The sequence below is a fragment of the Serratia oryzae genome, from assembly GCF_001976145.1.
Classification (GTDB): Bacteria; Pseudomonadota; Gammaproteobacteria; order Enterobacterales; family Enterobacteriaceae; genus Chania; species Chania oryzae.
Genome location: NZ_MOXD01000001.1, coordinates 231,302 through 255,301 on the forward strand (window position 1 = coordinate 231,302; position 24,000 = coordinate 255,301).

The following is a 24,000-nucleotide window of genomic DNA, read 5'->3' on the forward strand; positions in this document are numbered from 1 at the left end:
AAAAGTTGGCACGGGTTTTGATAAGGTATTGATACCAACAGTATGATTCAACGCGGCGCCTCAGACGCCGACCTATGACCAAGAGGAAGTGAATTATGGGTATTTTTTCTCGTTTTGCCGACATCGTGAATGCCAATATCAACACTCTGCTGGATAAGGCGGAAGACCCGCAGAAACTGGTGCGTTTGATGATCCAGGAGATGGAAGATACGCTGGTTGAAGTGCGTTCCACCTCAGCGCGGGCGCTGGCGGAGAAAAAGCAGTTGCTGCGCCGTATTGAACAGGGGGAACATCAGCTCAATGACTGGCAGGACAAAGCCGAACTGGCGCTGCGTAAAGATAAAGAAGATCTGGCGCGCGCTGCGCTGATCGAAAAACAGAAGGTGGCCGATCTGATCGCCACGCTGAGCCATGAAGCCGCAACGGTGGAAGAAACGCTGGCACGCATGAAAAGCGAAATCGGCGAGTTGGAAAACAAGCTGACCGAAACACGGGCGCGCCAGCAGGCGTTAACCCTGCGCCATCAGGCAGCGTCATCTTCACGCGATGTGCGCCGCCAGCTGGACAGCGGTAAACTGGATGAAGCCATGGCGCGTTTTGAGCAGTTCGAACGCCGGATTGACCATATGGAAGCCGAAGCGGAAAGCGTCAGCATCGGCAAAAAGAAAAGCCTGGAGCAGGAATTTGCCGAATTGAAGGCGGATGATGCCATCAGTGAGCAACTGGCGGCCCTGAAGGCCAAAATGAATCGCTCAGAGTAATGTTTCAGCGGCCACCGCCCCGTGGCCGCCTACCAAAACCAATAAGAAGGAATTGAAATGAGTGCTCTATTACTTGCCATCCCGTTGACAATTTTTGTGTTGTTTGTCGCACCGATTTGGCTATGGCTGCATTACAGCAACCGGCAACAGAGCGGCATTCAACTGAGCCATCAGGAGATGCAACGGTTGGCACAGCTGGCGGAAGATGCCAAGCGCATGCGTGAACGCATTCAGGCGCTGGAAGAAATTCTTGATGCAGAACACCCGAATTGGAGACAGTCTTAATGGCGAACACGTTGGGCAGTAAAAAGCTTTATCGCGTACCTGAAGAAGGTATGCTGAAGGGCGTTTGTGCCGGTTTGGCCCACTATTTTGACGTGCCGGTGCGGTTAATTCGGGTGATGGTGGTGTTGTCGATGTTTTTCGGGCTGTTTTTCTTCACTATCATTGCCTACATCGCGCTGACCTTTATGCTGGACGAGGCGCCCGCCAGCCGTTATGAAAACGAACACCCGCAGACCCCGCGCCAGTTGCTTGATCAACTGGAGTATGAACTGGGCAGCGGCGAGCAGCAGTTACGCCAGGTCGAACGTTATGTGACGTCTGATACCTTTGGTGTGCAGAGCCGCTTTCGCAAGCTGTAACCTGTCAGATGGGGCATTTGCCAAGGAGAACAATGAAACGACTACAAAATGAGTTAACTTCGCTGGTCAACCGCGGCATGGATCGCCACTTGCGGTTGGCGGTGACCGGCCTGAGCCGTAGCGGCAAGACGGCGTTTATCACCGCTTTCGTTAATCAGTTGCTTCATGTTCACAGCGGCGCACGTATGCCGCTGTTTTCGCCGGTGCGGGAAGAGCGCCTGCTGGGGGTGAAACGTATTCCGCAGCGCGATCTCGGCATCCCGCGTTTTACCTATGACGAAGGGCTGGCGCAGCTTTATGGCAGCCCGCCGAGCTGGCCGACGCCAACGCGCGGCGTCAGCGAGATCCGCTTGGCGCTGCGTTATCGCTCCAATGACTCGCTGCTGCGCCATTTCAAAGAAACCTCCACGCTGTACCTGGAGATTGTTGACTACCCTGGCGAATGGCTGCTCGATCTGCCGATGCTGGACCAGGATTATCTGGCCTGGTCGCGCCAGATGGGCGGGCTATTGCAGGGGCAGCGAGCCGAATGGGCCAAGCCTTGGCTGGCGCTGTGCAACGATCTCGATCCGCTGGCCGTGGCCGATGAGAACAAGCTGGCTGCGATTGCGCAGGCCTATACCGATTATCTGCTGCGCTGCAAAGCAGAAGGGCTGCACTTTATCCAACCGGGGCGCTTTGTTCTGCCGGGCGAGATGGCCGGTGCGCCAGCCTTGCAGTTTTTCCCGTGGCCGAACGTTGATGCCGCAGGGGAATCACGGCTGGCGCAGGCGGATAAGCGCAGCAACTTCGCAATGCTGCGCGCGCGCTTTAACTATTATTGCCAGTCGATCGTCAAAAATTTCTACAAAGAGCATTTTGTTCGTTTCGATCGCCAGATTGTGCTGGTGGATTGCCTACAGCCGCTCAACAGCGGGCCGCAGGCATTCAACGACATGCGGCTGGCGCTGACGCAGCTGATGCAGAGTTTCCATTACGGTAAACGTACGCTGTTCCGTCGCTTATTCTCGCCCACCATCGACAAGCTGATGTTTGCTGCCACCAAAGCGGACCATATCACCGCCGATCAGCATGCAAACCTGGTTTCGCTGTTGCAGCAACTGGTGCAGGAAGCCTGGCAGAACGCGGCCTTTGAAGGGATCAGCATGGACTGCGTCGGGCTGGCGTCGGTGCAGGCCACCGAAAGCGGTATTGTGGATCACCATGGGCAGCGGATCCCGGCGTTGAAGGGCCATCGCCTGAATGATGATACGCCGCTGACGGTTTTCCCGGGCGAAGTCCCGGCCCGTTTGCCTGGCCCAGCGTTCTGGCAGCAGCAAGGGTTCCACTTTGACGAATTCCGCCCACGGGTGATGAGCGTCGACAGCCCGTTACCGCATATCCGCCTGGATGCGGTAATGGAGTTTTTATTGGGAGATAAATTGCGATGAGCGAGCCGTTAAAACCGCGTATCGACTTTGCCGAGCCGTTACAGGCACCGCAGGAGCCAGTATTGCGCGCCGGAGTGGCGTTTGATGAGCTGCAGGCCGAAAAATTTTATCCTGCGGCCCCGGAATGGGAACAGGAAGAGGAAGAGGGGCGCGCCGAAGGGATCATCAATGCGGCATTGAAACCCAAGCGCAGCCTGTGGCGCAAAATGGTCAACGCTGGGTTAGTGCTGTTTGGCGTCAGCGTAGTGGCGCAGGGCATTCAGTGGCTGCACACCTCCTGGCTGCAACAGGATTGGATCGCCCTCGGCGGCGGCGTGGCCGGTGGTTTGATCGTGTTCGCGGGCGTGGGGTCGGTGGTGGGGGAATGGCGGCGGCTGTATCGCCTGCGCCAGCGCGCGGAAGAGCGTGATGAAGCGCGTGAACTGTTGCACAGCCATGGTTTAGGCAAAGGGCGTGAGTTCTGTGAAAAGCTGGCGCGGCAGGCCGGTTTGGATCAGGGGCACCCTGCGTTGCAACGCTGGCAGGCTTCGCTGCATGAGACGCAAAACGACCGTGAGGTGGTGGCACTGTATGCCAAGCTGGTGCAACCGGTGCTGGATAACCAGGCGCGGCGTGAGATCAGCCGTTCTGCCGCGGAATCGGCGCTGATGATCGCCGTCAGCCCGCTGGCCTTGGTGGATATGGCGTTTATCGCCTGGCGTAATATCCGCCTGATCAACCGCATTGCGGCACTGTATGGCATTGAACTGGGCTATTTCAGCCGCATTCGCCTGTTCCGGCTAGTGCTGTTGAACATTGCCTTTGCGGGAGCTTCTGAACTGGTACGGGAAGTGGGGATGGACTGGATGTCGCAGGATATTGCGGCGCGGCTGTCTGCCCGTGCGGCTCAGGGGATTGGCGCAGGGCTGTTGACCGCCCGCCTGGGTATAAAAGCGATGGAGTTGTGCCGTCCTTTACCTTGGCTGGAAGACGATAAACCGAAACTGGGGGATTTTCGCGGCCAGTTAATCGCGCAGTTGAAAGACACGATGAAGAAGAGTGAAAACAAGGCCAAATAACCTCGCAGGCTGCGCCCGGTGGCGCAGCCTGGCAATGATCTATCGATAGCGTGAATTTGTAACCCTTGATTGACGAAAGACGATCTTCCTGTAACTGCATTATATTTCGCTAAAAAATCACTCGCAGTTATGATAACTCTCTGGCAATAGGCTAAAGTTACGCCGATGGTGTTATTGGGTTGCGTTTAAAATCATCTGTGACAGTGTTAAATCAGAGATCTGTCAACTTTTACTGACAGATTGCTTCTTCCGTTCGGGGTGAGAGGGTATCATCATCGCCAGTCATCCCCGCACTTGCAGAGATAAGGCCAATACTGATGCGTTTGGAAGTATTTTGCGAAGACCGTCTCGGTCTCACTCGAGAGTTACTCGATCTCCTGGTGTTGCGTAGCATCGATTTGCGCGGCATCGAAATTGATCCTATCGGCCGTATTTACCTGAATTTTTCCCAGTTGGATTTTGATACCTTTCGCGCCCTGATGGCTGAGATCCGCCGTATTAGCGGCGTTACTGACGTGCGCACCGTCAGTTTTATGCCTTCGGAGCGCGAGCATCGGGCTTTGCGTGCGCTGCTGGCGTCGATGCCGGAGCCGGTGTTCTCCATCGATATGAAAGGCAAAGTAGAACTGGCCAACCCTGCCGCGCAGGTGCTGTTCAACCTTAATGAAGACAAGATCCGTAACCAGACGGTGGCGCAGCTTATCGGTGGCTATAACTTTGGCCGCTGGCTGGAAAGCGAAAATACGGCACCACACTCCGAACGGGTGGTGATCCGCAGCCAAGACTTCCTGATGGATATCACGCCGATCTATCTTGAGGATGAGAATCAGCAAAACTCTACGGTCGGTGCGGTGGTGATGCTTAAATCGACTGCGCGTATGGGCCGCCAACTGCAAGATCTGTCGGTGAATGATGATACTGAATTTGACCATATCGTGGCCGTCAGCCCGAAAATGCGCCATGTGCTGGAGCAGGCGCGCAAGTTGGCGATGCTGGACGCGCCGTTGCTGATTGTCGGTGATACCGGAACCGGTAAAGATATTCTGGCCCGTGCCTGCCACCTGCGCAGCCCGCGAGGCAAACAGCCGTTCTTGGCGCTTAACTGTGCTGCCTTGCCGGATGACGTAGTGGAAAGTGAACTGTTCGGCCATGCACCGGGCGCTTACCCAAATGCGCTGGAGGGTAAAAAAGGCTTTTTCGAGCAGGCCAACGGCGGTTCGGTATTGCTGGATGAGATCGGCGAGATGTCGCCACGCATGCAAACCAAGCTCCTGCGCTTCCTTAATGACGGCACTTTCCGCCGCGTCGGGGAAGAACATGAGGTGCATGTGGATGTGCGGGTGATTTGTGCCACGCAGAAAAACCTGACTGAGCTGGTTCAGCGCGGTGAATTCCGTGAGGATCTTTATTATCGCCTCAACGTGCTGACCATCACTATTCCACCGCTGCGTGAACGCACGCAGGATATCATGCCGCTGGCCGAACTGTTTGTGGCGCGCTTTGCCGACGAGCAGGGCGTGGCGCGGCCAAAGCTGGCCAGCGATCTCAACAGTTTCCTCAGTAAATACGGCTGGCCGGGCAACGTGCGCCAGTTGAAAAATGCCATCTACCGCGCGTTAACCCAGACCGATGGTTATGAGTTACGCCCGCAGGACATTATTCTGCCGGAGTTTGAGGCGGAAGTATCGCTGGGTGATGAAGTGTTGGACGGTTCGTTGGATGATATCAGTAAGCGCTTTGAACGTTCGGTGCTGACCCGTCTTTACCGTACTTATCCCAGCACGCGCAAGCTGGCCAAGCGTTTGGGCGTTTCCCATACTGCGATCGCCAACAAACTGCGCGAATATGGTCTCAGCAGCCGCAAGGCTGTGGATGAGAGCGAGGAGTAGCTTTTTAGTTCATAAAAAAGCCCGGTTCACATACCTAATGCTTGTCAGTTAAGGCTAACCAGTTCCCTCTCCCTGTGGGAGAGGGTTAGGGTGAGGGGAAGATCACTGAACTAAAGCCCCTCACCCCGGCCCTCTCCCACAGGGAGAGGGAGGCCACACCTTTAGCACCTGCTGCATAATTATGCAGCTTTGCGCTTAACTGATCAGCATTAGGTTCACACACCGGGCTTTGTGCGCATCAGCAGGTTGATTACAGCGCAGCGAGCGCGGCATCGTAGTCGGGTTCAGTGGTGATCTCATTCACCAGTTCGCTGTACAACACCTTGTCTTGACCATCCAGCACCACCACGGCACGGGCAGTCAGGCCAGACAGTGGGCCTTCGGCGATTTCCACACCATAGGCGGATTTAAACTCGCCGCCGCGCAGGGTCGATAACGTCACCACGTTATTAAGCCCTTCAGCGCCGCAGAAACGGGATTGGGCGAACGGCAGATCGGCGGAAATGCACAGCACCACGGTGTTATCCAGGCTGCTGGCCAGTTGGTTGAATTTGCGTACTGAGGCCGCGCAGACGCCGGTATCAATACTTGGGAAAATGTTCAGAACTTTGCGTTTACCCGCGAAGCTGCTCAGCGCGACGTCTGACAGGTCTTTGGCAACCAGAGTGAAACCTTTGGCCTGTTCGCCCTGCTGTGGCAATTTGCCGGCTACAGTGACAGCATTGCCTTGAAAATGTACGGTCTGAGTCATTGCTTGGTTCCTTTCAACGAAGTTTATACAAAGATTTAAACCTAATTAACATTAGGTTCACACCCTGGCATCAGTGTAAGTCAACAGGGGCGACTTAGATATAAAAAATTTGCTAAATAGTTGTATATATTAGAATACCCTTGCACAGTGAATTGACTTTATGCGCTTTTTCTTTCAGGAGCGGTTATGAGAAGCATGCATTTTTATCCGGAAGCTTGGCCGCTGCATACGGCGTTTGTTATCGCCCGTGGCAGCCGCACAGAAGCCAAAGTGGTCGTGGTCGAAATTGAACAGCAGGGGATGCGTGGTGTGGGTGAATGCACGCCTTATCCCCGTTACGGCGAGAGTGAAAGCTCGGTTATGGCGCAGTTGGCCAGCGTAACGGCGGCGATAGCGCAAGGGGCTACGCGGCAAGATGTACAACGCTTGTTGCCCGCCGGCGCTGCGCGTAATGCCGTCGATTCGGCGCTTTGGGCTTTGGAATGCCAAATTAAGGGACAGGACCTGTGGCAACTTTGCAGTATTGCACCACCCCCACGCATTACGATGGCCCAAACCGTCAGTATTGGCACACCTGAAGCGATGGCGTTTGCTGCCAAGGAGCTGGTACAGCAAGGGGCCACGCTGCTGAAAATCAAACTCGACGATCGGCTGATCCGTGAGAGACTGGTAGCGATCCGTGCCGCAGTGCCGGAAATAACGCTGATCGTCGATGCTAATGAGTCATGGCCGGAAGAGGGGCTGGCTGCACGCTGCCAATTACTGGCCGATTTGCGGGTGGCGATGCTGGAACAACCGTTACCCGCAGATAACGATAGCGCCTTGGCAAACTTCATCCACCCGCTGCCGATTTGCGCTGATGAAAGTTGCCACACCAGCGCCGATCTGGCTCAGTTGGCCGGACGTTATCAAATGGTCAACATCAAATTGGATAAAACTGGCGGCCTGACTGAAGCGCTGACCTTGGCCGCCCAGGCTCGTGCGCAAGGCTTCGACATCATGCTCGGCTGCATGCTGTGTACTTCAAGAGCGATCGCCTCTGCGTTGCCTTTGGTGCCCGGCGCGCGCTTTGTCGATCTTGATGGCCCTACCTGGCTGGCGCAAGATGTGGAGCCTGGCTTGGTCTTCGAATGCGGCGCAATTAAGCTGTAACTGCGCCGCACATTGCTTTACTTGTGATACGTCAGCAGTTCTATCATTGCTTCCAGATAGGTTTCGCTCGCGGCATCAGCAGAAATCGCTGGCAGCTCGGCGGTGATGCAGGGCAAGGATAAATCTGCACACCAACTGCCGAACGAACCGGGCGTTTCGTAACCCACGCTGGTCACCATCGGCAGAATAAACTGATGCGCCAACCAAGCGCCCAGATTGGTGTTTTCCGGATCTTCGATACAGGCCAGCGGTTCATGGAAGGACACCACCCACCGCGGCTTCAGGCGGTGGATAAGGCGGCACAGCGCCTGGGTTTCCGGTTCTGACCCTGGCCTGCCTCCGGTGGAAAGCAGCACGTCCCGTGCCTGTGTGGCGCTGTTCCAGCGGTAAACCGTATCGCCAGAGCGCCAGTTGGCCGCCGGGAAATTGCGATTGAGATCGACCCCGTTGGCATTGGAGCGTAACCCGAGTTGGCAACCATCCGGGTTGACTGCCAGTATCACATTATGGCGCAGTTGAGAGGGGCTGATGCTGCGCAACGCACAAGACAGCGTTACGATCGTCGCCGTTTCATCACCGTGCGTACCGGCAATCACCAACCCGGTATCCGGGCCACTGTGTGCCGCTGGGAAGTAGAGCAATGGGGCACCTAACAACGATTTACCGTAACTTTCACCCGCAATGGCCAGTTGACCACGCTCGCTGCGCGGTTTGTGTTGGATCATGGTTTAGTCCCTTCATACCAAGCTATCTCCGCAGACCTGATACCGTATGCAAACGCCAAGTCTGCCAGAGATAAGACGTGATTGTTAATTTATTCAGTGTATTACGTTTTAAGTCATCTTTCCCAGTGTCTATGCGAATAAAACCACGGCTGTTGTTATACTATCGGCAGAAGTTAATCATAAAGGGGATTTAACATGCCAGTTGCCAGAATAGTTGCTTGCTATAGCGAAAATGCGAAGGATACCATCACGTTATTATGCGGCGTGGATGCAGAAAACCAGATCCGTCAAGGGGAGTGGTTTGGCGTGGTGAAAAATGACGACGGGCGTGGGGATGAGTCTAACTATCCTTTTACCCTGCACGTTGATCATCAGAAAGGTGATTTCTTCCTCGATTATGGTTATGACGATATCAACTCGCGCCAGCTACAGAAAACCGATATTCAGCTCAAACCGCTGGTAGAAAAGGGCTATTTCACCATTTTTGATGAAGAAGAGGGCGAAGAGTTCAGCTACCAGATTGTCAGCATTCATCTCTACGATTAATTTTCTCTTATGGAAAACGCCCGTATCACGCTAGCCGTAATACGGGCGTTTTTTATTGCTTGACGCTCAGTTTTTACAATCTTGCCGGCATCAAACTATGGGTAAGGCGTATCTTGTGCTATATGATAAAAAATTCAGATGGTTAACTGGGATAGTTCAAAATGGCGATAAGCAAAATTCAGCAGAGTTTTCAGTTGGCGCTTTGCGCTACGGCGATCGGCGCAGGGATCAGTGGTGCGCTAGCGGCTCAGGTTCCCCCAGGCACCGATCTGGCGAAACAGCAGGAGATTGTCCGCCATATCAAAGATGAACCGGCTTCTCTGGATCCGATTAAAGCAGTGGGGTTACCAGAGGCTCAGGTGGCACGCGATCTGTTCGAAGGGCTGGTGAATCAGGATGCACGTGGTCAGGTGATCCCTGGTGTTGCCAGCCGCTGGCAGACCAGCGATAACCAGATTTATCTCTTTACGCTGCGCAAAGATGCGCGCTGGTCTAACGGTGACCCTGTCACGGCTAAAGACTTCGTTTATAGCTGGCAGCGGTTGGTGGATCCGAAAAACTTGTCGCCATTTGCCTGGTTTGCCCAGTTAGCCGGTATTCAAAATGCGGATGAGATCATCGCAGGGAAATTGCCGGCCGATAAGCTGGGGGTGACGGCGGTGGATGAGCACACGCTGAAGGTTCAGCTGAATAAACCGGTGCCGTATTTTGTCAGCCTGACCGCTAACTTCAGCTTATTCCCGGTGCCGCAGGCGACCGTTGAGAAGTTTGGCAACGATTGGACCAAGGTGGGCAATCTGGTGGGTAACGGTGCCTTTAAGCTGCAAGATCGGGTGGTGAATGAAAAGCTGGTGCTGGTACCGAATGAGCACTATTGGGATCATGCCCATACTGTGCTGACTAAAGTCACCTTTGTACCGATCAATCAGGAATCTAACGCCACTAAGCGTTATCTGGCAGGTGATATTGATATCACCGAATCTTTCCCGAAGAACATGTATCAGAAGTTGCTGAAGGATATCCCGGGCCAAGTGTATACCCCGGATCAGCTTGGCACTTATTATTACGCGTTCAACACGCAACGTGCGCCAACCAATGACGTACGGGTGCGCAAGGCGCTGTCCTATGCCATCGATCGCAAGATCATTGCTGAGAAAGTGTTAGGTACTGGCGAAAAGCCTGCTTATCACTTCACCCCGGACGTTACCGCAGGCTTCAAGCCAGAAACCAGCCTGTTACAGCAACAGTCGCAGGAAGAGTTGGATGCGCAAGCTAAAGCGTTGATGCAGGCCGCAGGCTATGGCCCGAACAAGCCACTGACGTTGACGCTGTTGTATAACACTTCAGAAAGCCATCAGAAGATCGCCATTGCCGTGGCATCAATGTGGAAGAAAAAGCTGGGCGTGGATGTCAAATTGCAAAATCAGGAGTGGAAAACCTATATTGATAGCCGTAATAGCGGTAATTTCGACGTAGTGCGCGCTTCCTGGGTTGGGGATTACAACGAAGCCTCTACCTTCCTTTCGCTGCTGACGTCCACACACAGTGGCAATATCGCCAAATTCAAAAGCCCGGAATACGATCAGCTGTTGCTTGAAGCCAGCCGAGAGACAAAACCTGCGGCGCTGACCAACGATTATAATAAGGCCGAACAGATGATTGCTGCGCAGGCACCGATCGCGCCGATTTATCAGTACACCAATGGCCGCCTGATCAAGCCTTGGGTGAAGGGTTACCCGATCACTAACCCGGAAGATGTGGCGTATAGTCATGAAATGTACATTCTGAAGCACTGACTTCCAGAAAGCTGGCGTATGCAATGCCCTGCTAATGCAGGGCTTTTTTTGTCTAAACATTAATAGAATTGTTAAAGTTGAACGCTGAGGAAGTCGCGATCCGACGTCAGGTCGCTATTCGACTCTTGTCTAACAGCAAAACTGAGAGGGGTACTATGGATGTCATTGAGGGGGGCGATCTGCAGGTGCCCGACGCAGTGTATGCGTATCAACTTGACGGCAAAGGCGGAACGACGCCTATTGATTATGAAAATAAAGTCACCCGTGATGAACCTTGCTGGCTGCATCTCGATTATGCCCATGCGGCAAGTGCTGAATGGTTGGCGACAACGCCGCTATTGCCCGATGCGGTAAGGGAGGCGCTTTCTGGCGAAAGTACGCGCCCGCGGGTTAATCGCTTGGGTGAAGGGACCCTGATCACGCTGCGCGGCATCAACTTCAACGCGGACTCAAGGCCCGATCAGTTGGTTACGTTCCGTGTGTATATGACCGATAAACTGATTATTTCTACCCGACACCGCAAGGTGTATTCCATCGATGCCGTGGTCAACGAATTGCAGAACGGCTCAGGGCCGACCAACAGTGGCGATTGGCTGGTAGATATTGCTGATGCATTGACCGATCACGCCAGTGAGTTTATTGAGGATCTGCACGATAAGATTATCGATCTGGAAGATGCGCTGCTGGAACAACAGATTCCGGAGCGTGGGCAACTGGCGTTAATACGCAAGCAACTGATCGTGCTGCGCCGCTATATGGCTCCGCAGCGGGATGTGTTTTCGCGCTTGGCCAGCGAACGCCTGCCGTGGATGAGTGACGACGATCGTCGCCGTATGCAGGATATCGCCGACCGGCTGGGGCGCGGATTGGACGATCTGGATGGCAGTATTGCCCGCACGGCGATACTGTCTGATGAGATCACTACCGTGATGGCGGATGCCATGAACCGCCGCACTTACACTATGTCGCTGATGGCGATGGTGTTCTTGCCTACGACCTTTCTGACCGGGTTGTTTGGTGTCAACTTAGGAGGGATCCCAGGCAGTGGCAGCCCGTTGGCCTTTGCCGCTTTCTGCTCCATGCTGTTGGCACTGATTGTCAGTGTGGCCTGGTGGTTGAAGCGTAGCCGGTGGTTATAATGGCTACTTCAAGGGGGCATAGAGCAATCCCCCTGAGATCGAAAAGAGAGGGGGATAAACGCCGTTAAAGTTGAGCGACATCAATATTTGCCTGCGCAAACTACGGCATGATCTCCCTCGCAGGTGAATGCAACGTCAAGCGATGGGCGTTGCGCTCCATAATTGTCTTACTTTTTATTTTAGAATTACTGCATAGCACATTTAATTCATACGATGCCGGTTTAATCACCGGCATTTTTTTGCATTTTTTCTGCCTAACACCGCATTATTATCAAGCCAAGAAATATTAATAGTTCTTAGACACAGGCCCTGTGTTATTGCAGCTGATGCGACAACCAAAAATACTGGCTCGCTAAGCTGCGCTTTCATCCCAGAAGCTGGCTTCGATCTTGTGCCCGTCCAGATCGCGCACAAAGCAGCCATAATAGGCAGCACCATAGTGTGGCCGTGAACCTGGGGCACCGTCTTCTCTGGCACCTGCCGCCACAGCCTGCTGATAGAACTCATCAACCTGTTTTTTGCTGGTGGCAAAAAAGCCGATATGCACACCGTTGGCGGTACCGGCCGGCTTGCCGTCTATCGGTATTTGTAGCCAGAATTCGGGATAGTCACGGCCATAGCCGATAGCTCCAGGGTGCTCCATGACGCGGCGGCAGCCTAGAGCAGCAAGAACCCGATCGTAAAATCGTGCGGCATCATCAAAATTATTGGTGCCCAATGAGACGTGGGACAGACAAGGGGTGATATTCATCGGCAATCTCCATTTAACTGTATAAATAAACAGTAATGGATAAAGCCGTTGCTGTCAGGCTCTTTGTGCGTAAATTGTGAGCAGGATCGAAAACTGCAAGGGGAAAGAAAGCCCGCCTGCGGTTGCAGGCGGAAAGCGCGTTTATTTAATTTCCAGCACGTTCAGGCGCTCAAACACCGGCGTGTTCTGCTCATCTGCCTCTTCGGGCTGCCAACCCACAGGCTGCAACGGAATATCTTCGCGGTCAAATGCCAGATCGCCACCGTCTACCACTTCGCTGCCGTGATGAATGGTCTTAAAATCAAACAGATTGGTATCGCACAGGTGAGAAGGCACCACGTTCTGCATCGCGCTGAACATGGTTTCGATCCGGCCTGGATAACGTTTATCCCAGTCACGCAGCATGTCACCGATTACCTGGCGTTGCAGGTTCGGCTGTGAACCACACAGGTTGCACGGGATGATCGGGAAAGCTTTAGCGACAGCAAAACGTTCAATGTCTTTCTCACGGCAATAGGCCAGCGGGCGGATCACGACATGCTTGCCATCGTCACTCATCAGCTTGGGTGGCATGCCTTTCAGTTTGCCGCCGTAGAACATATTAAGGAACAGCGTCTGCAGAATATCGTCCCGGTGGTGGCCGAGAGCGATCTTGGTGGCGCCCAGCTCAGTCGCGGTGCGGTAGAGAATGCCACGACGCAGGCGTGAACACAGGGAACAGGTGGTTTTACCTTCCGGGATCTTTTCCTTGACGATGCCGTAGGTATCCTCTTCGACGATCTTGTACTCCACGCCCAGGTTTTCCAGATATTCAGGCAGAATATGTTCTGGGAAGCCAGGCTGTTTCTGATCGAGATTCACGGCAATCAGCGAGAAATTCACAGGCGCGCTCTGCTGCAGATTACGCAGGATCTCCAGCATGGTGTAACTATCTTTACCGCCAGACAGGCACACCATAATGCGGTCACCTTCTTCAATCATGTTGAAGTCCGCGATTGCCTCACCCACGTTACGGCGCAGGCGCTTTTGCAATTTGTTGAGGTTGTACTGCTCTTTAGGTTTAATTGACTGATTTTCTTGCATTTTATTTTCCGTAGAACATCAAAAGGGGCAAATTGAGGCAAAATATATTAAATAGCCAACCTATCATTTAGCATGTTCACCTGCTCCCCATTCATCTCTTCGATCCACTTTCCGTATATCTCGCAGACCATTTGCGCGTTTTCATGCCCCATCTGCTCAATAATAAAAGATGGGTTAGCACTGGCCGTTAATAACCCGCACGTGAAAGTATGCCGCGTATGGTACGGATTACGCCGCCGAATACCAGCGAGTTTTACAGCGGGCACCGAACGATGACGGCGATTTGCGGACTTTTGATGTTCAAAAATCAATTTTCAGAACGGTAAACCTCACCACAGAACAGCACGGCCTGAGGGCGGCGAAGTTGTATTGCTTTCAGAACATGCTCACACTCTGCTTCGGTTGCATATATGTGCTCGGAAACAGGCAGTGCATCGCAGTGGTCATAGCCGCAGGCACTGACAAGTAAAATGAAACCGATCAGCATATTGACTCCTTAAACTCAGCGCGCATATCGTCAGGATTCAAGCCTCACTCAGAATGGTGAGCTAACGCTTCGATGGCTGTAACACTTTCCAATGCCCTGCTGTTTACCCAGTGACTTGCTTTCATATATAGCCTAGAGCATTGGCGAGTGGTCATAAGCAATCTGAACGGGATTGTTAACGCAAATACTCAATGAGACATGCCCGCGTTTTTATGTGTGCCGTTCTTCAACATGATTTGTCTCAGTGACTGCCACAAACGTTCTTTATCGCTGTCTTTTAAGTTGGCTTGTTCCACCGTTTTCATAAAGGCGGCGCGATCGGTGAATTGCCCATCCTGGGTTAAGGTTTGGCTGATCCCAGTCAGAATTGCGGTGCTTAAAACGCCGATCTTCACTCTTATCTGCTCGAGCGGAGCGGGTTGCCAGCCTGTTTCAGGTGAGGAAAGCCAGTCGGCTCGGTAGCGATATTGAATCGCCTTGGCGGCATCCATTTGCGCCTGTATGAATGGCTTCACTGATTCGCCATCTAGCCCGAGTTTTTCAGCCTCGGCGGCTGAGTTTGCCAGCACTTTGGCTTCCTGCGGCAAATCCTCAATCGCAAGGTGATGTTGCGCTTTGTATCCTGCAACATCTTTCATATGGGATAAACGCTGGTTAATCAGTGACGCGACATCGGCGCTTTGCGTTGGCATCGCTAGCGTGGTTACAGAAAAAAATAATCCAGTCCAAAGCAGCAGTAGCTTTGCGGAGGTTTTTCTATCCATTAATCTCACCTGTTTTTTACTGATGCCAATAACCCGGAATGGCAAACCCAATTGCGATGAGGGCGCGAACCAGTCGCGCCCTGAGAGGATTACTCTGCCGCTGACTTCTCGGCTTTACCCGCCAGCAGGCTGAGGAAATCGTACTTTTCCTTCAGCTCTTTTTCCGCGGCTTGATACAGCGCTGCGGCCACGTCGGGCTGCTGTGTATTAAGGCGACGGAAACGCTGCTCCTTGTTTAAGGTTGCGGCCAGATCGCTGTTAGGTGGGCGCGAGTCCAACACCAACGGCAGTTTGCCTTCATCGGCCCGGCGCGGATCGAAGCGGTATAACGGCCAGAAGCCCGTGGCGGTTAACTGCTTCATCTGTTCATGGCTGAGCGCCAGATCGTAGCCATGCTCTTCGCACGGGCTGTAAGCGATAATCAACGACGGGCCGGGGTAGGCTTCCGCTTCCTGAATCGCCTTCACTGTCTGGTTTAGCTGTGCGCCCAGCGAGATCTGCGCCACATACACGTGGCCATACATCATCATGCTGACGCCGAGATCCTTGCGTGCCTTGCGTTTACCGTGTTCACCGAACTTGGTCACCGCCCCCAGAGGGGTGGCTTTGGATTGCTGCCCGCCGGTATTGGAGTAGCACTGCGTATCCAGCACCAGCACGTTGACGTTTTCCGTCAGGCTCAGCACGTGATCCAACCCACCAAAGCCGATATCGTAAGCCCAGCCATCGCCGCCAATCAGCCAGATGGATTTATCCACCAGGTAATCAGCATCGGTGGCTAACTGCTTGGCTTCGTCGCCAGCCATATTGGCTAACAGGTGGCGCAATTCGGCAATCTGCTGGCGGCGCGCTTCTGGCGCGATGTCTGCGGCCTGCAAGGCGCTCACCAATGGGGCGGGCAGTTGCGGTGCCAGGGTTTCCAGCAAGCGCAGCACGCGGCTGCGATGCTGATCCACCGTTAAGCGGAAACCTAAACCAAACTCGGCATTGTCTTCAAACAGCGAGTTGGCCCAGGCCGGGCCGCGTCCTGCGGCATTGGTGGTATAAGGCGTGGTGGGCAGGTTGCCACCATAGATGGAAGAACAACCGGTGGCGTTGGCGATCAGCAGGCGATCGCCGTAAAGCTGCGTCAGCAATTTGATATACGGCGTTTCGCCACAGCCGGAACAGGCACCAGAGTATTCGAACAGCGGCGAAATCAGCTGCGACGTGCGGATATCGATACGTTCCATCTGGGCGGGATCGATTTCCGGCAGTTGCAGGAAGAAGTCGTAATGGGCTTTTTCTTCCGCCAGATGTTCCAGGCGCGAAGCCATGTTGATCGCTTTGATTTCCGGGTTCTGGCGATCTTTCGCCGGGCAGACCTCCACGCACAGGTTACAGCCGGTGCAATCCTCCGGAGCGACCTGCAGCACATATTTTTGGCCTCGCATATCGCGCGCTTTTACATCCAAGGATTGCAGCGAGGCAGGCGCATGCTCCATCGCCTGCGGCTGAACCACTTTGGCGCGAATGGCGGAATGCGGGCAGGCGGCAACGCAGTGGTTGCACTGAGTGCACAAATCCGGCTGCCAGATCGGGATCTCTTCGGCAATATTACGTTTTTCCCATTGGGTGGTGCCCACGGGCCAGGTGCCGTCCGGCGGGAAGGCTGACACCGGCAAGGCATCGCCAAGCCCGGCCAACATGGCGGCGGTAACGGTTTTGACAAAGTCTGGCGCCGTATCGGCAACCACCGGTGGGCGCAGCGGGCTGCTGCTACTGATAGGGTGCAGCGGGATCGCCGTCAACGCATGCAAAGTCGCACCCAACGCCTGCCAGTTACGTTCAACAATCTCCGGGCCTTTATTGCTGTAGCTGCGGGCAATGGCATCCTGTAACTGTTGCAGCGCCACGTCACCGGGCAAGATTTGCGTCAGGTGGAAAAACGCCATCTGCATCACGGTGTTGATGCGGGCACCTAACTGGCATTCGCGCGCCAGTTTGGCGGCGTTGATAATGTAGAACTTTGCCTGGCGCTGGTGCAGCAGTGCCTGCACTTCCTGCGGCAGGCGTGCCCAAACCTCTTCGGCGCTATACGGCGTGTTCAGAAGGAAAGTGCCGCCCGGTTTCAGGCGTTCTACCATTTGGTATTTGTCGATAAATTGCCACTGGTGGCAACCGACAAAATCGGCCTGAGTGATCAGATAGGCTGAATTGATCGGTTTTTCACTGACCCGCAGGTGCGAAACGGTTAACCCACCGGCCTTTTTCGAGTCGTAGACAAAATAGCCCTGTGCGTACAGCGGGGTACTGTTGCCGATGATTTTGATGTTGTTTTTGGTGGCGGACACCGAACCGTCGCTGCCCAGGCCATAGAACAAGGCTTCCAGCGAGGCGCTCGCAGGAAGAACTTCGCTACTCAGTGGCAGGGAAAGGCCGGTCACATCGTCGAAAATCCCCACGGTAAAGCGCGAGCGGGGCCGCTCCTGCATCAACTCATCGAATATCGCCATTACGCAGTCCGGGCCGAATTCTTTGGAAGACAGCCCATAACGCCCACCAATCACCCGCGGCAGCGTGGCGCGCTCACCACGGCTGAAGGCTTCCGCCAGCGCGGTCATCACGTCCAGATACAGCGGTTCTGCCAGCGCGCCGGGTTCCTTGGTGCGATCGAGCACGGCAATTTTTTGCACGCTTTCCGGCAACATGGCGAGCAGATGCTGGGCAGAGAACGGCCGGAACAGGCGCACTTTTAACACGCCAACTTTTTCGCCACGCGTCAGCAGCGTGTCGATCACCTCTTCGCAAGTGCCGATGGCCGATCCCATCAGGATCACCACACGCTCGGCCTGCGGATGGCCATAATACTCAAACGGCTGATAGCGGCGGCCGGTCAGTTGGGCAAATGCCTCCATCGCTGCGCTGACGTGGTGGTAAGTTTGGTCGTACCACGGGTTGGTGGCCTCGCGCGCTTGGAAATAGGTATCCGGGTTGGCAGAGGTGCCGCGCACCACCGGATGATCCGGCGACAGCGCGCGGCTACGGTGCGCATCAATCGCTGCCTGCGGCAGCATTTGCAGCAGCGTCTCATTGCTCAGCGGCACGATCTTGTTGATTTCGTGGGAGGTGCGGAAGCCATCAAAGAAATGGATGAACGGGATACGGCTGTTCAGCGTGGCCGTTTGGGCGATCAGAGCAAAGTCCTGCGCTTCCTGAACGTTGCTGGCGCACAGCATGGCGCAGCCGGTTTGGCGCACTGCCATCACGTCGGAATGATCGCCGAAGATCGAAAGCGCGTGGGTGGCGACGGTGCGTGCCGCCACGTGCAGGACAAAGGGCGTTAATTCCCCGGCCAACTTGTACAGGGAAGGGATCATCAGCAGCAATCCCTGAGAGGAGGTGAACGAGGTCGACAGCGCTCCGGTCTGCAGCGCCCCGTGCACGGTGGCGATGGCCCCGCCCTCAGACTGCATTTCCACGACGCGCGGCACATCACCCCAGATATTTTTTCTGCCATCGCCAGCCCAGGAGTCCGCCTGTTCTGCCATGGTTGAACTTGGGGTAATGGGATAAATGGCAATCACTTCATTGGTGCGATAGGCCACGGAGGCGACAGCGTTATTACCATCGGTAGTTATCATTTCTGGTACCTTTCTGTGCTCATAACGCTGCAAAAGCGATCTTTTGCAGTAATGTTTAAAGTCTAACAGAGGGATATCGGCACGCTTTATCGCGTTTGTGTGGCTCGGAGGACGTTGATGTAACGCGATATTTCTCCTGCTTACGCCGTAGCTACGATATAGTTACTGCGGTTTAACCGTAATTTAATCACTGCGTTTCATACTGGCTAATCGCGACCTGAACAGAAGAAAAAACGAATGACTGGATTGATGTATTTGACCATGGCAATTATCGCTGAAGTTATTGCCACAACGATGTTGAAAGCCTCCGAAGGCTTTACCCGCCTGTGGCCTTCGGTAGTGGTGATTGTGGGCTATGCCGTTGCATTCTGGGGGCTGTCAATGGTGGTGAAAACCATGCCGTTGGGGATTGTCTATGCCATTTGGTCGGGAATGGGCATTGTGTTGGTTTCGGTGGCGGCGGTATTTATTTACCAACAGAAATTAGATTTGCCTGCCGTGCTTGGCATGGGGTTAATTATTGCCGGGGTACTGGTGATTAATTTGTTTTCAAAATCCTCGGTGCACTGATTATTAGCGCAGGTGCTGGCCTGATGGTCTCTCAGGTCAAAAAAAACCAAATAAACGCGCGGCGATATTTTCATTATTTAATTATCAGGCTAGATTAAATAGGCTTGCATAAAAGATAGGCTTTTTTATAGCAATGGCAATTTTATACCCAAAATAATTCGAGTTGCAGGAAGGCGGCGACGCATTGACAAATCGGTCTTTTACCGATTTGAACAGCGCTTGCGCTGGCCCGCAGGGTGAGCCTCTTTGAGGCTTTAGCCCCAGGAGCTTACTCAAGATCGTTCCTGGGGTGAGTGACAAATCTGTGCAAGCAGATTTGAACGCTGCTTGCAGCGGCCCCGAAGGGGCGAGGCCCACGGATGGGCCGAGTAACAAAGCCAACGCACATGCAATTTGAAGTATGAAGGGTATACACAGCAAAGTCGTAGCGGGTTCAGAGGTAAGAATAATGACTACAGCGAAATGGCTGCTTGCCAGCCTGGTACTGGTTTTGGCTGCTTGCAGCAGTAACAACGAAGAACCACCACAAAAAGGTACCAGCGCCAATATTGGCACGATACCCACCAGCGCTAACTGCGCCAGCGTCGGTGGTGTAACCACCATTGCGCATAACCTGAACGGTGATACGTTGAGGATGTGCCAGATGCCAAACGGCAAGCAGTGCGAAGAGTCTGCGTTGGGGTTTGGAGCCTGTGCGGGCTGATGAGTGAGTTGCCGGGCCACGGTGTGGCCCGGCCAAATGATTAAAGTTGATTCGGGCAACTTTCGCCGTTTGCAAGCTGTTCAATATTTCTCAGCGTGGTTTCCGAAATGCTGGTCAGCGCCTCTTCGGTGAGGAAGGCCTGGTGACCGGTGAACAGCACGTTATGGCAGGCAGACAGGCGGCGGAAAACGTCATCCTGGATCACGTCGTTAGATTTATCTTCAAAGAACAGATCGCGTTCGTTCTCATACACGTCCATGCCCAGCGCACCGATTTTCTGCTGTTTCAGCGCATCAATGGCCGCTGATGAGTCAATCAACCCGCCGCGGCTGGTGTTAATCACCATCACCCCGTCTTTCATTGAGGCGAAAGCATCGGAATTCAACAGGTGATGGTTTTCTGGCGTAAGTGGGCAGTGCAGGGTGATCACGTCAGATTGGCCATACAGCGTTTTCAGATCAACATATTCCGCTCCCAGCTCCAGCGCCTGCTCGCTGGGGTAAGGATCGTAGGCCAATAGCTTCATACCGAAGCCTTTCAGAATGCGCATGGTCGCGACGCCGATCTTGCCGGTACCGATCACGCCTGCCGTACGGTTATGCATATTGAAGCCGATCAGCCCTTCCAATGAAAAATTGGCATCGCGGGTGCGCTGGTAGGCGCGGTGAATGCGGCGGTTGAGGCACATCATCATCCCTACCGCATGTTCTGCAACCGCTTCCGGCGAATAGGCTGGAACGCGCACCACTTTGATCCCCAGCTCTTTGGCCGCCTCCAGATCAACGTTATTGAACCCGGCACAGCGCAGAGCGAGGATCTCTACGCCTATCGCCGCCAGTTCTTCCAACACGTCGCGGCAACCATCGTCATTCACAAAAATACACACGGCCTTGCAACCGTGAGCGGTTTTGGCGGTTTTCTTGCTGAGAAGAAAATCAAAAAACTCCAGCTCATAACCAAACTGCTGATTTACCAGCTCAAGGTACTTGCGGTCATACTGTTTGGTACTGTAAATCGCCATTTTCATCGTGGTTTCTCCCGCGTAATCATCTGTTCAATTTAGCTTATTTTGCTAAATTTGACAATGAGTTAGCTTATTTTTACCTGCGGACCGAACCCGATTTTACTGCTTTAAATCAGGGCATTAGTGGTTTTTACAACGCCGAGAGAATATGGCCGGAACAACCCATTCACTATATTAACAATGGGAATGTATCACTTTCACCTGTCAGGGGATTCATGCCATCATTACCGGTGATTTGATGGTAATGACCTTGTTTCATCAGTGTTTATCAGGAATAACATCGGCGCGTAATGACAAAGAGATTAAAAATATCCATTGGGATAGTGGCGGGCATCACCCTCCTGTTAATCACGCTGTGGCAAACGCTGCCACGCTGGTTGCCACGCGCCATCGCACCTTGGTTGCCGCCGGGGAGCCAACTGATATTACAGGGGCCGCTGCGCTGGCAGCAGGGGGCTTTGCACATTGACGGCGTGCGCTTTAATGCGCAGGGATGTGCCATCGCTGACGCTGGCACGCTGAGCCTGGCTTATCAGCATGGCCGTTGGTTACTGAATGGCGACCACCTGACGGTGGATACCGCCTGCTTGCCTAAACTGCCTGCCAGTGATACCAGCAAACCCCCTTTGACTCTGGATCGGCTGCAAAGCCGGCTCCCGGCATTTGAGCTGAATATCGGCCTTTTCACGATTGCGCCGTGGCAATTTTATGCCGGTAAGCTGCAATTGTTGTCTGCTGCCAATGATCTGCATCTGCATTATCAGGGGCTGAACCTAAGCGCCGAAGCAGTGCTCGACGAACGCCAGCAATTGGCGCTCAATCGCTTAAGCATCACGCCGCCTAATGGTGCTCCGCCGCTCCAACTGAGCGGAAAAGTGCTGGTGCCGCTGGATTTCAGCAGCCTGCCTGCCCAGGGGGCGCTGCAGGGGGAAATGCAAACCGCCTATCTGGCAAAACCTTTGCTATTGGACTTGCGCTGGCAACAGCAGCAAGGGGTGCTGACCTTAACGGAAAAGGACGATGCCCAGCCTTTGGCGACGTTGCCGTGGGAGGTGACACCGCAGCAGATCCGCATTGATCAAGGGGAATGGCGCTGGCCTTACATTGAGCAACCGCTGAGTGGCGGTTTGAGCATGGCGCTGCATGACTGGAGTAAAGGGCTGGATGAAACCCAAATCAGTGCACGCTTGAACGTGATCACTGCCGGGAACAATGGCAAGGGTAACGCCGTGCTGACGCTGGGGCCAGGCAAGGTTGGGCTGACTAACAGCGATCTTGGTTTTCAACTGACCGGTCAGGCCAATCTGGCCGATTTTTCGTTCACTGCCTCCATTCCTGGCGTGATCAGCGGCACTATTCTTAACCCCACATTGGCACTGCAGCCCGGTTCGCTGCTGCGCGCCTGGGGGCAGGCAACGCCCGAGATGAGGCTGGAGGAGGCGCGCTTACCGCTGGCCGGGGTGAAAGTCACCGCTGCAGGCATCAGCGGGCGCTTACAGGCGATCGTGAACGCCAGCGATCGCTACTGGGGGCGATTCAGATTACACCTGGATGGCCAGGCGCAGACATTCTGGCCTGATAACGGCCGCTGGCAGTGGCGCTACTGGGGAAACGGTAAGCTGCCTCCGCTACAGGCGCTGTGGGACGTGGCAGGCAGCGGCAATTGGCAGGATTCTGCCATTACGCTCAACCAGCTGTCGACCGGGTTCAATCAGCTTAAATACGGCATGGTGACCGTGATGGCCCCACGGTTAACACTCAGCCAACCGGTGGTGTGGCAGCGTAGTGCCAGTTCGCCGCGCTTTGGCGGCAATCTGCAATTGGTGGCCGAGCGGGTCAACTTCAGCAATGGTGCGCATCTGCCGCCTTCGGTGCTGGATTTGCAACTCGCCGGCAAGGAACCTGATGATTTTCAATGGCAAGGTAAGCTACAGGCACAGCAGATCGGGCCGATTGCGCTGCGTGGCCGTTGGGACGGCGAGCGCTTGCGCGGTGAAGGCTGGTGGCCGAAACAGTCGCTGACGGTATTCCAGCCGCTGATTTCACCCGATCTCAATTTCAAACTGCGCGATGGGCAATTTTATGCGCAATCGGCGTTTTCCGCCGCACGTGAGCAGGGCTTTGAGGCCGGTGGTCACTGGGTGGTGAGAAACGGTGGCATGTGGCTGAACGACGGTGAAATGAGCGGGCTGGATTTTGTCTTGCCCTATCGGCTGCAAAACCACCATTGGCAACTTGGAGCCAAACGGCCGGTGATGCTGCGTATCAAGCTGCTCAGTAATCTGTTTGAAATGCAGAATATTACCGCCGATTTGCAAGGCACTTATCCCTACAGCGAGGCACAACCGCTGACGTTGAGCAACGTTGGTGTGGATATTCTTGGTGGATATATCAGCCTGTCGGCCTTGCGGCTGCCCCAGCATAATGCGGCGGTATTAAAGTTGGATAAGATCGATCTCAGCGCGTTGTTCACCGCCCTGAATCCGAAGCAGTTCGCCATGTCCGGGCGGGTGAGCGGTGAATTACCGCTGTATCTCAATCATCCTAAATGGCTGGTGCGTGACGGCTGGATGGCTAACGATGGCTTGCTGACGCTGCGGCTGGACAAAGACATGGCCGATGCGCTGGGCAGTAATAACTTGGCCGCCGGTGTTGCCATTGATTGGCTGCGTTATATTGAAATCAGCCGCTCCAAGGCGCGGGTCGATCTCGACAACTTGGGGGAACTGACGCTGAGGGCGCAAATTAATGGCGTTAATCCGCAGAAAAATGCCAAACGTGGGATTATCCTTAACTATAGCCATCAGGAAAACGTGTTTCATCTGTGGCGCAGCTTGCGTTTCGGCGACAATTTACAGGAGTGGCTGGAGCAGGCCCTCTCACAACCTGGGGAACAACTATGAATAATACGACCGGGGCGTTGTTGATAGCCGTGGTGGGCGTTTGCTTATTGAGCGGTTGCGTGCCGCGCATTGAAGTGGCAACGCCAAAAGATCCGATCACCATCAATATGAACGTCAAGATTGAACATGAGATCTTTATCAAAGTGGATAAGGACGTTGAAAATCTTCTGAAAAACCAGAGCGGTTTATTCTAGGAGCCAA

23 protein-coding genes are annotated in these 24,000 nt (G+C 54.1%); 14 read left to right on the forward strand and 9 right to left on the reverse strand.

The window, feature by feature from the left end:
• Positions 1 to 95: 95 nt before the first annotated feature.
• From pspA to tyrR, 6 genes are all read left to right on the forward strand, one after another.
• Positions 96 to 761 carry a phage shock protein PspA gene (gene pspA / locus BMI79_RS01140; RefSeq protein WP_076940002.1) on the forward strand — a complete coding sequence of 222 codons (666 nt, stop codon included), beginning with the start codon at positions 96 to 98 and terminating at the stop codon, positions 759 to 761.
• 57 nt (positions 762 to 818) lie between these two features.
• Positions 819 to 1,046 (forward strand): envelope stress response membrane protein PspB, encoded by a 228-nt coding sequence (gene pspB / locus BMI79_RS01145; protein WP_044551554.1) that lies wholly within the window; start codon positions 819 to 821, stop codon positions 1,044 to 1,046.
• Entirely contained in the window at positions 1,046 to 1,405 is a 360-nt protein-coding gene (pspC, locus tag BMI79_RS01150) for an envelope stress response membrane protein PspC (protein ID WP_076940003.1), read from the forward strand. Before pspB ends, pspC begins: the two co-directional genes overlap by 1 nt.
• 32 nt (positions 1,406 to 1,437) lie before the next feature.
• Entirely contained in the window at positions 1,438 to 2,835 is a 1,398-nt protein-coding gene (locus BMI79_RS01155) for a YcjX family GTP-binding protein (protein WP_076940004.1), read from the forward strand.
• Positions 2,832 to 3,893 carry a YcjF family protein gene (locus BMI79_RS01160; protein WP_076940005.1) on the forward strand — a complete coding sequence of 354 codons (1,062 nt, stop codon included), beginning with the start codon at positions 2,832 to 2,834 and terminating at the stop codon, positions 3,891 to 3,893. Before BMI79_RS01155 ends, BMI79_RS01160 begins: the two co-directional genes overlap by 4 nt.
• A gap of 317 nt (positions 3,894 to 4,210) precedes the next feature.
• Positions 4,211 to 5,782: a transcriptional regulator TyrR gene (tyrR, locus tag BMI79_RS01165; protein ID WP_076940006.1), complete on the forward strand. Its 1,572-nt coding sequence runs from the start codon at positions 4,211 to 4,213 to the stop codon at positions 5,780 to 5,782.
• Between the two features lie 250 nt (positions 5,783 to 6,032).
• Here the strand turns inward: tyrR and tpx are convergent, their stop codons facing one another.
• Positions 6,033 to 6,533, reverse strand: coding sequence for a thiol peroxidase (gene tpx, locus BMI79_RS01170; protein ID WP_076940007.1), 501 nt, complete (start codon positions 6,531 to 6,533; stop codon positions 6,033 to 6,035).
• A 186-nt stretch (positions 6,534 to 6,719) separates the two neighbouring features.
• Between tpx and ycjG the strand changes: the two genes are divergently transcribed.
• Positions 6,720 to 7,685, forward strand: coding sequence for an L-Ala-D/L-Glu epimerase (gene ycjG / locus BMI79_RS01175; RefSeq protein WP_076940008.1), 966 nt, complete (start codon positions 6,720 to 6,722; stop codon positions 7,683 to 7,685).
• 17 nt (positions 7,686 to 7,702) lie between these two features.
• Here ycjG and mpaA read toward each other — a convergent pair whose 3' ends face one another.
• Positions 7,703 to 8,410, reverse strand: coding sequence for a murein tripeptide amidase MpaA (mpaA, locus tag BMI79_RS01180; RefSeq protein WP_076940009.1), 708 nt, complete (start codon positions 8,408 to 8,410; stop codon positions 7,703 to 7,705).
• Positions 8,411 to 8,605: 195 nt separating this feature from the next.
• On the opposite strand from mpaA, the gene BMI79_RS01185 reads away from it, so the two are divergent.
• From BMI79_RS01185 to zntB, 3 genes are all read left to right on the forward strand, one after another.
• Positions 8,606 to 8,956 (forward strand): hypothetical protein, encoded by a 351-nt coding sequence (locus BMI79_RS01185; protein WP_076940010.1) that lies wholly within the window; start codon positions 8,606 to 8,608, stop codon positions 8,954 to 8,956.
• Positions 8,957 to 9,117: 161 nt separating this feature from the next.
• A complete protein-coding gene (locus tag BMI79_RS01190) occupies positions 9,118 to 10,752 on the forward strand; it encodes a peptide ABC transporter substrate-binding protein (RefSeq protein WP_076940011.1) in 1,635 nt (544 codons plus the stop codon).
• 155 nt (positions 10,753 to 10,907) lie between these two features.
• Positions 10,908 to 11,891 (forward strand): zinc transporter ZntB, encoded by a 984-nt coding sequence (gene zntB / locus BMI79_RS01195; protein WP_076940012.1) that lies wholly within the window; start codon positions 10,908 to 10,910, stop codon positions 11,889 to 11,891.
• A gap of 352 nt (positions 11,892 to 12,243) precedes the next feature.
• Here the strand turns inward: zntB and BMI79_RS01200 are convergent, their stop codons facing one another.
• From BMI79_RS01200 to nifJ, 6 genes are all read right to left on the reverse strand, one after another.
• A complete protein-coding gene (locus BMI79_RS01200) occupies positions 12,244 to 12,642 on the reverse strand; it encodes a VOC family protein (RefSeq protein ID WP_076940013.1) in 399 nt (132 codons plus the stop codon).
• A gap of 141 nt (positions 12,643 to 12,783) precedes the next feature.
• Entirely contained in the window at positions 12,784 to 13,725 is a 942-nt protein-coding gene (ttcA, locus tag BMI79_RS01205) for a tRNA 2-thiocytidine(32) synthetase TtcA (RefSeq protein ID WP_076940014.1), read from the reverse strand.
• 47 nt (positions 13,726 to 13,772) lie between these two features.
• Positions 13,773 to 14,036, reverse strand: a complete 264-nt coding sequence (locus BMI79_RS01210; protein WP_076940015.1) for a tyrosine-type recombinase/integrase — start codon at positions 14,034 to 14,036, stop codon at positions 13,773 to 13,775.
• Entirely contained in the window at positions 14,033 to 14,212 is a 180-nt protein-coding gene (locus BMI79_RS01215) for a hypothetical protein (RefSeq protein WP_076940016.1), read from the reverse strand. The genes BMI79_RS01210 and BMI79_RS01215 overlap by 4 nt, the downstream gene beginning before the upstream one ends.
• A 188-nt stretch (positions 14,213 to 14,400) precedes the next feature.
• Positions 14,401 to 14,976, reverse strand: a complete 576-nt coding sequence (locus BMI79_RS01220; protein ID WP_076940017.1) for a chorismate mutase — start codon at positions 14,974 to 14,976, stop codon at positions 14,401 to 14,403.
• 89 nt (positions 14,977 to 15,065) lie between these two features.
• Positions 15,066 to 18,599 (reverse strand): pyruvate:ferredoxin (flavodoxin) oxidoreductase, encoded by a 3,534-nt coding sequence (gene nifJ, locus BMI79_RS01225; RefSeq protein ID WP_076940018.1) that lies wholly within the window; start codon positions 18,597 to 18,599, stop codon positions 15,066 to 15,068.
• A gap of 237 nt (positions 18,600 to 18,836) precedes the next feature.
• On the opposite strand from nifJ, the gene BMI79_RS01230 reads away from it, so the two are divergent.
• Together BMI79_RS01230 and BMI79_RS01235 are read left to right on the forward strand one after the other, a co-directional pair.
• Positions 18,837 to 19,169 carry an SMR family transporter gene (locus tag BMI79_RS01230; protein ID WP_076940019.1) on the forward strand — a complete coding sequence of 111 codons (333 nt, stop codon included), beginning with the start codon at positions 18,837 to 18,839 and terminating at the stop codon, positions 19,167 to 19,169.
• A 448-nt stretch (positions 19,170 to 19,617) separates the two neighbouring features.
• Complete coding sequence (locus tag BMI79_RS01235) at positions 19,618 to 19,872, forward strand: DUF333 domain-containing protein (RefSeq protein ID WP_076940020.1); 255 nt, start codon at positions 19,618 to 19,620, stop codon at positions 19,870 to 19,872.
• Between the two features lie 40 nt (positions 19,873 to 19,912).
• Here BMI79_RS01235 and BMI79_RS01240 read toward each other — a convergent pair whose 3' ends face one another.
• On the reverse strand, positions 19,913 to 20,899 hold the full coding sequence (locus tag BMI79_RS01240) for a 2-hydroxyacid dehydrogenase (protein WP_076940021.1): 987 nt from the start codon (positions 20,897 to 20,899) through the stop codon (positions 19,913 to 19,915).
• A gap of 287 nt (positions 20,900 to 21,186) precedes the next feature.
• Here BMI79_RS01240 and BMI79_RS01245 point away from each other — a divergent pair, with 287 nt between their 5' ends.
• Together BMI79_RS01245 and BMI79_RS01250 are read left to right on the forward strand one after the other, a co-directional pair.
• Positions 21,187 to 23,799, forward strand: a complete 2,613-nt coding sequence (locus tag BMI79_RS01245) for a YdbH family protein (RefSeq protein ID WP_076940022.1) — start codon at positions 21,187 to 21,189, stop codon at positions 23,797 to 23,799.
• Positions 23,796 to 23,993, forward strand: coding sequence for a YnbE family lipoprotein (locus BMI79_RS01250; RefSeq protein ID WP_076940023.1), 198 nt, complete (start codon positions 23,796 to 23,798; stop codon positions 23,991 to 23,993). Before BMI79_RS01245 ends, BMI79_RS01250 begins: the two co-directional genes overlap by 4 nt.
• Positions 23,994 to 24,000: the final 7 nt, after the last annotated feature.

Excerpts from the sequence above, each read along its gene's own strand:
- BMI79_RS01155 (WP_076940004.1), top strand. The coding sequence starts at position 1,438 with ATGAAACGACTACAAAATGAGTTAACTTCGCTGGTCAACCGCGGCATG.
- BMI79_RS01230 (WP_076940019.1), top strand. The coding sequence starts at position 18,837 with ATGACTGGATTGATGTATTTGACCATGGCAATTATCGCTGAAGTTATT.
- tpx (WP_076940007.1), bottom strand. The coding sequence starts at position 6,533 with ATGACTCAGACCGTACATTTTCAAGGCAATGCTGTCACTGTAGCCGGC.
- pspA (WP_076940002.1), top strand. The coding sequence starts at position 96 with ATGGGTATTTTTTCTCGTTTTGCCGACATCGTGAATGCCAATATCAAC.
- BMI79_RS01250 (WP_076940023.1), top strand. The coding sequence starts at position 23,796 with ATGAATAATACGACCGGGGCGTTGTTGATAGCCGTGGTGGGCGTTTGC.
- zntB (WP_076940012.1), top strand. The coding sequence starts at position 10,908 with ATGGATGTCATTGAGGGGGGCGATCTGCAGGTGCCCGACGCAGTGTAT.
- nifJ (WP_076940018.1), bottom strand. The coding sequence starts at position 18,599 with ATGATAACTACCGATGGTAATAACGCTGTCGCCTCCGTGGCCTATCGC.
- ycjG (WP_076940008.1), top strand. The coding sequence starts at position 6,720 with ATGAGAAGCATGCATTTTTATCCGGAAGCTTGGCCGCTGCATACGGCG.
- BMI79_RS01160 (WP_076940005.1), top strand. The coding sequence starts at position 2,832 with ATGAGCGAGCCGTTAAAACCGCGTATCGACTTTGCCGAGCCGTTACAG.
- ttcA (WP_076940014.1), bottom strand. The coding sequence starts at position 13,725 with ATGCAAGAAAATCAGTCAATTAAACCTAAAGAGCAGTACAACCTCAAC.
- BMI79_RS01200 (WP_076940013.1), bottom strand. The coding sequence starts at position 12,642 with ATGAATATCACCCCTTGTCTGTCCCACGTCTCATTGGGCACCAATAAT.
- BMI79_RS01185 (WP_076940010.1), top strand. The coding sequence starts at position 8,606 with ATGCCAGTTGCCAGAATAGTTGCTTGCTATAGCGAAAATGCGAAGGAT.
- BMI79_RS01240 (WP_076940021.1), bottom strand. The coding sequence starts at position 20,899 with ATGAAAATGGCGATTTACAGTACCAAACAGTATGACCGCAAGTACCTT.
- tyrR (WP_076940006.1), top strand. The coding sequence starts at position 4,211 with ATGCGTTTGGAAGTATTTTGCGAAGACCGTCTCGGTCTCACTCGAGAG.
- BMI79_RS01235 (WP_076940020.1), top strand. The coding sequence starts at position 19,618 with ATGACTACAGCGAAATGGCTGCTTGCCAGCCTGGTACTGGTTTTGGCT.
- mpaA (WP_076940009.1), bottom strand. The coding sequence starts at position 8,410 with ATGATCCAACACAAACCGCGCAGCGAGCGTGGTCAACTGGCCATTGCG.
- pspB (WP_044551554.1), top strand. The coding sequence starts at position 819 with ATGAGTGCTCTATTACTTGCCATCCCGTTGACAATTTTTGTGTTGTTT.
- BMI79_RS01190 (WP_076940011.1), top strand. The coding sequence starts at position 9,118 with ATGGCGATAAGCAAAATTCAGCAGAGTTTTCAGTTGGCGCTTTGCGCT.
- BMI79_RS01245 (WP_076940022.1), top strand. The coding sequence starts at position 21,187 with ATGACAAAGAGATTAAAAATATCCATTGGGATAGTGGCGGGCATCACC.
- pspC (WP_076940003.1), top strand. The coding sequence starts at position 1,046 with ATGGCGAACACGTTGGGCAGTAAAAAGCTTTATCGCGTACCTGAAGAA.
- BMI79_RS01215 (WP_076940016.1), bottom strand. The coding sequence starts at position 14,212 with ATGCTGATCGGTTTCATTTTACTTGTCAGTGCCTGCGGCTATGACCAC.
- BMI79_RS01220 (WP_076940017.1), bottom strand. The coding sequence starts at position 14,976 with ATGGATAGAAAAACCTCCGCAAAGCTACTGCTGCTTTGGACTGGATTA.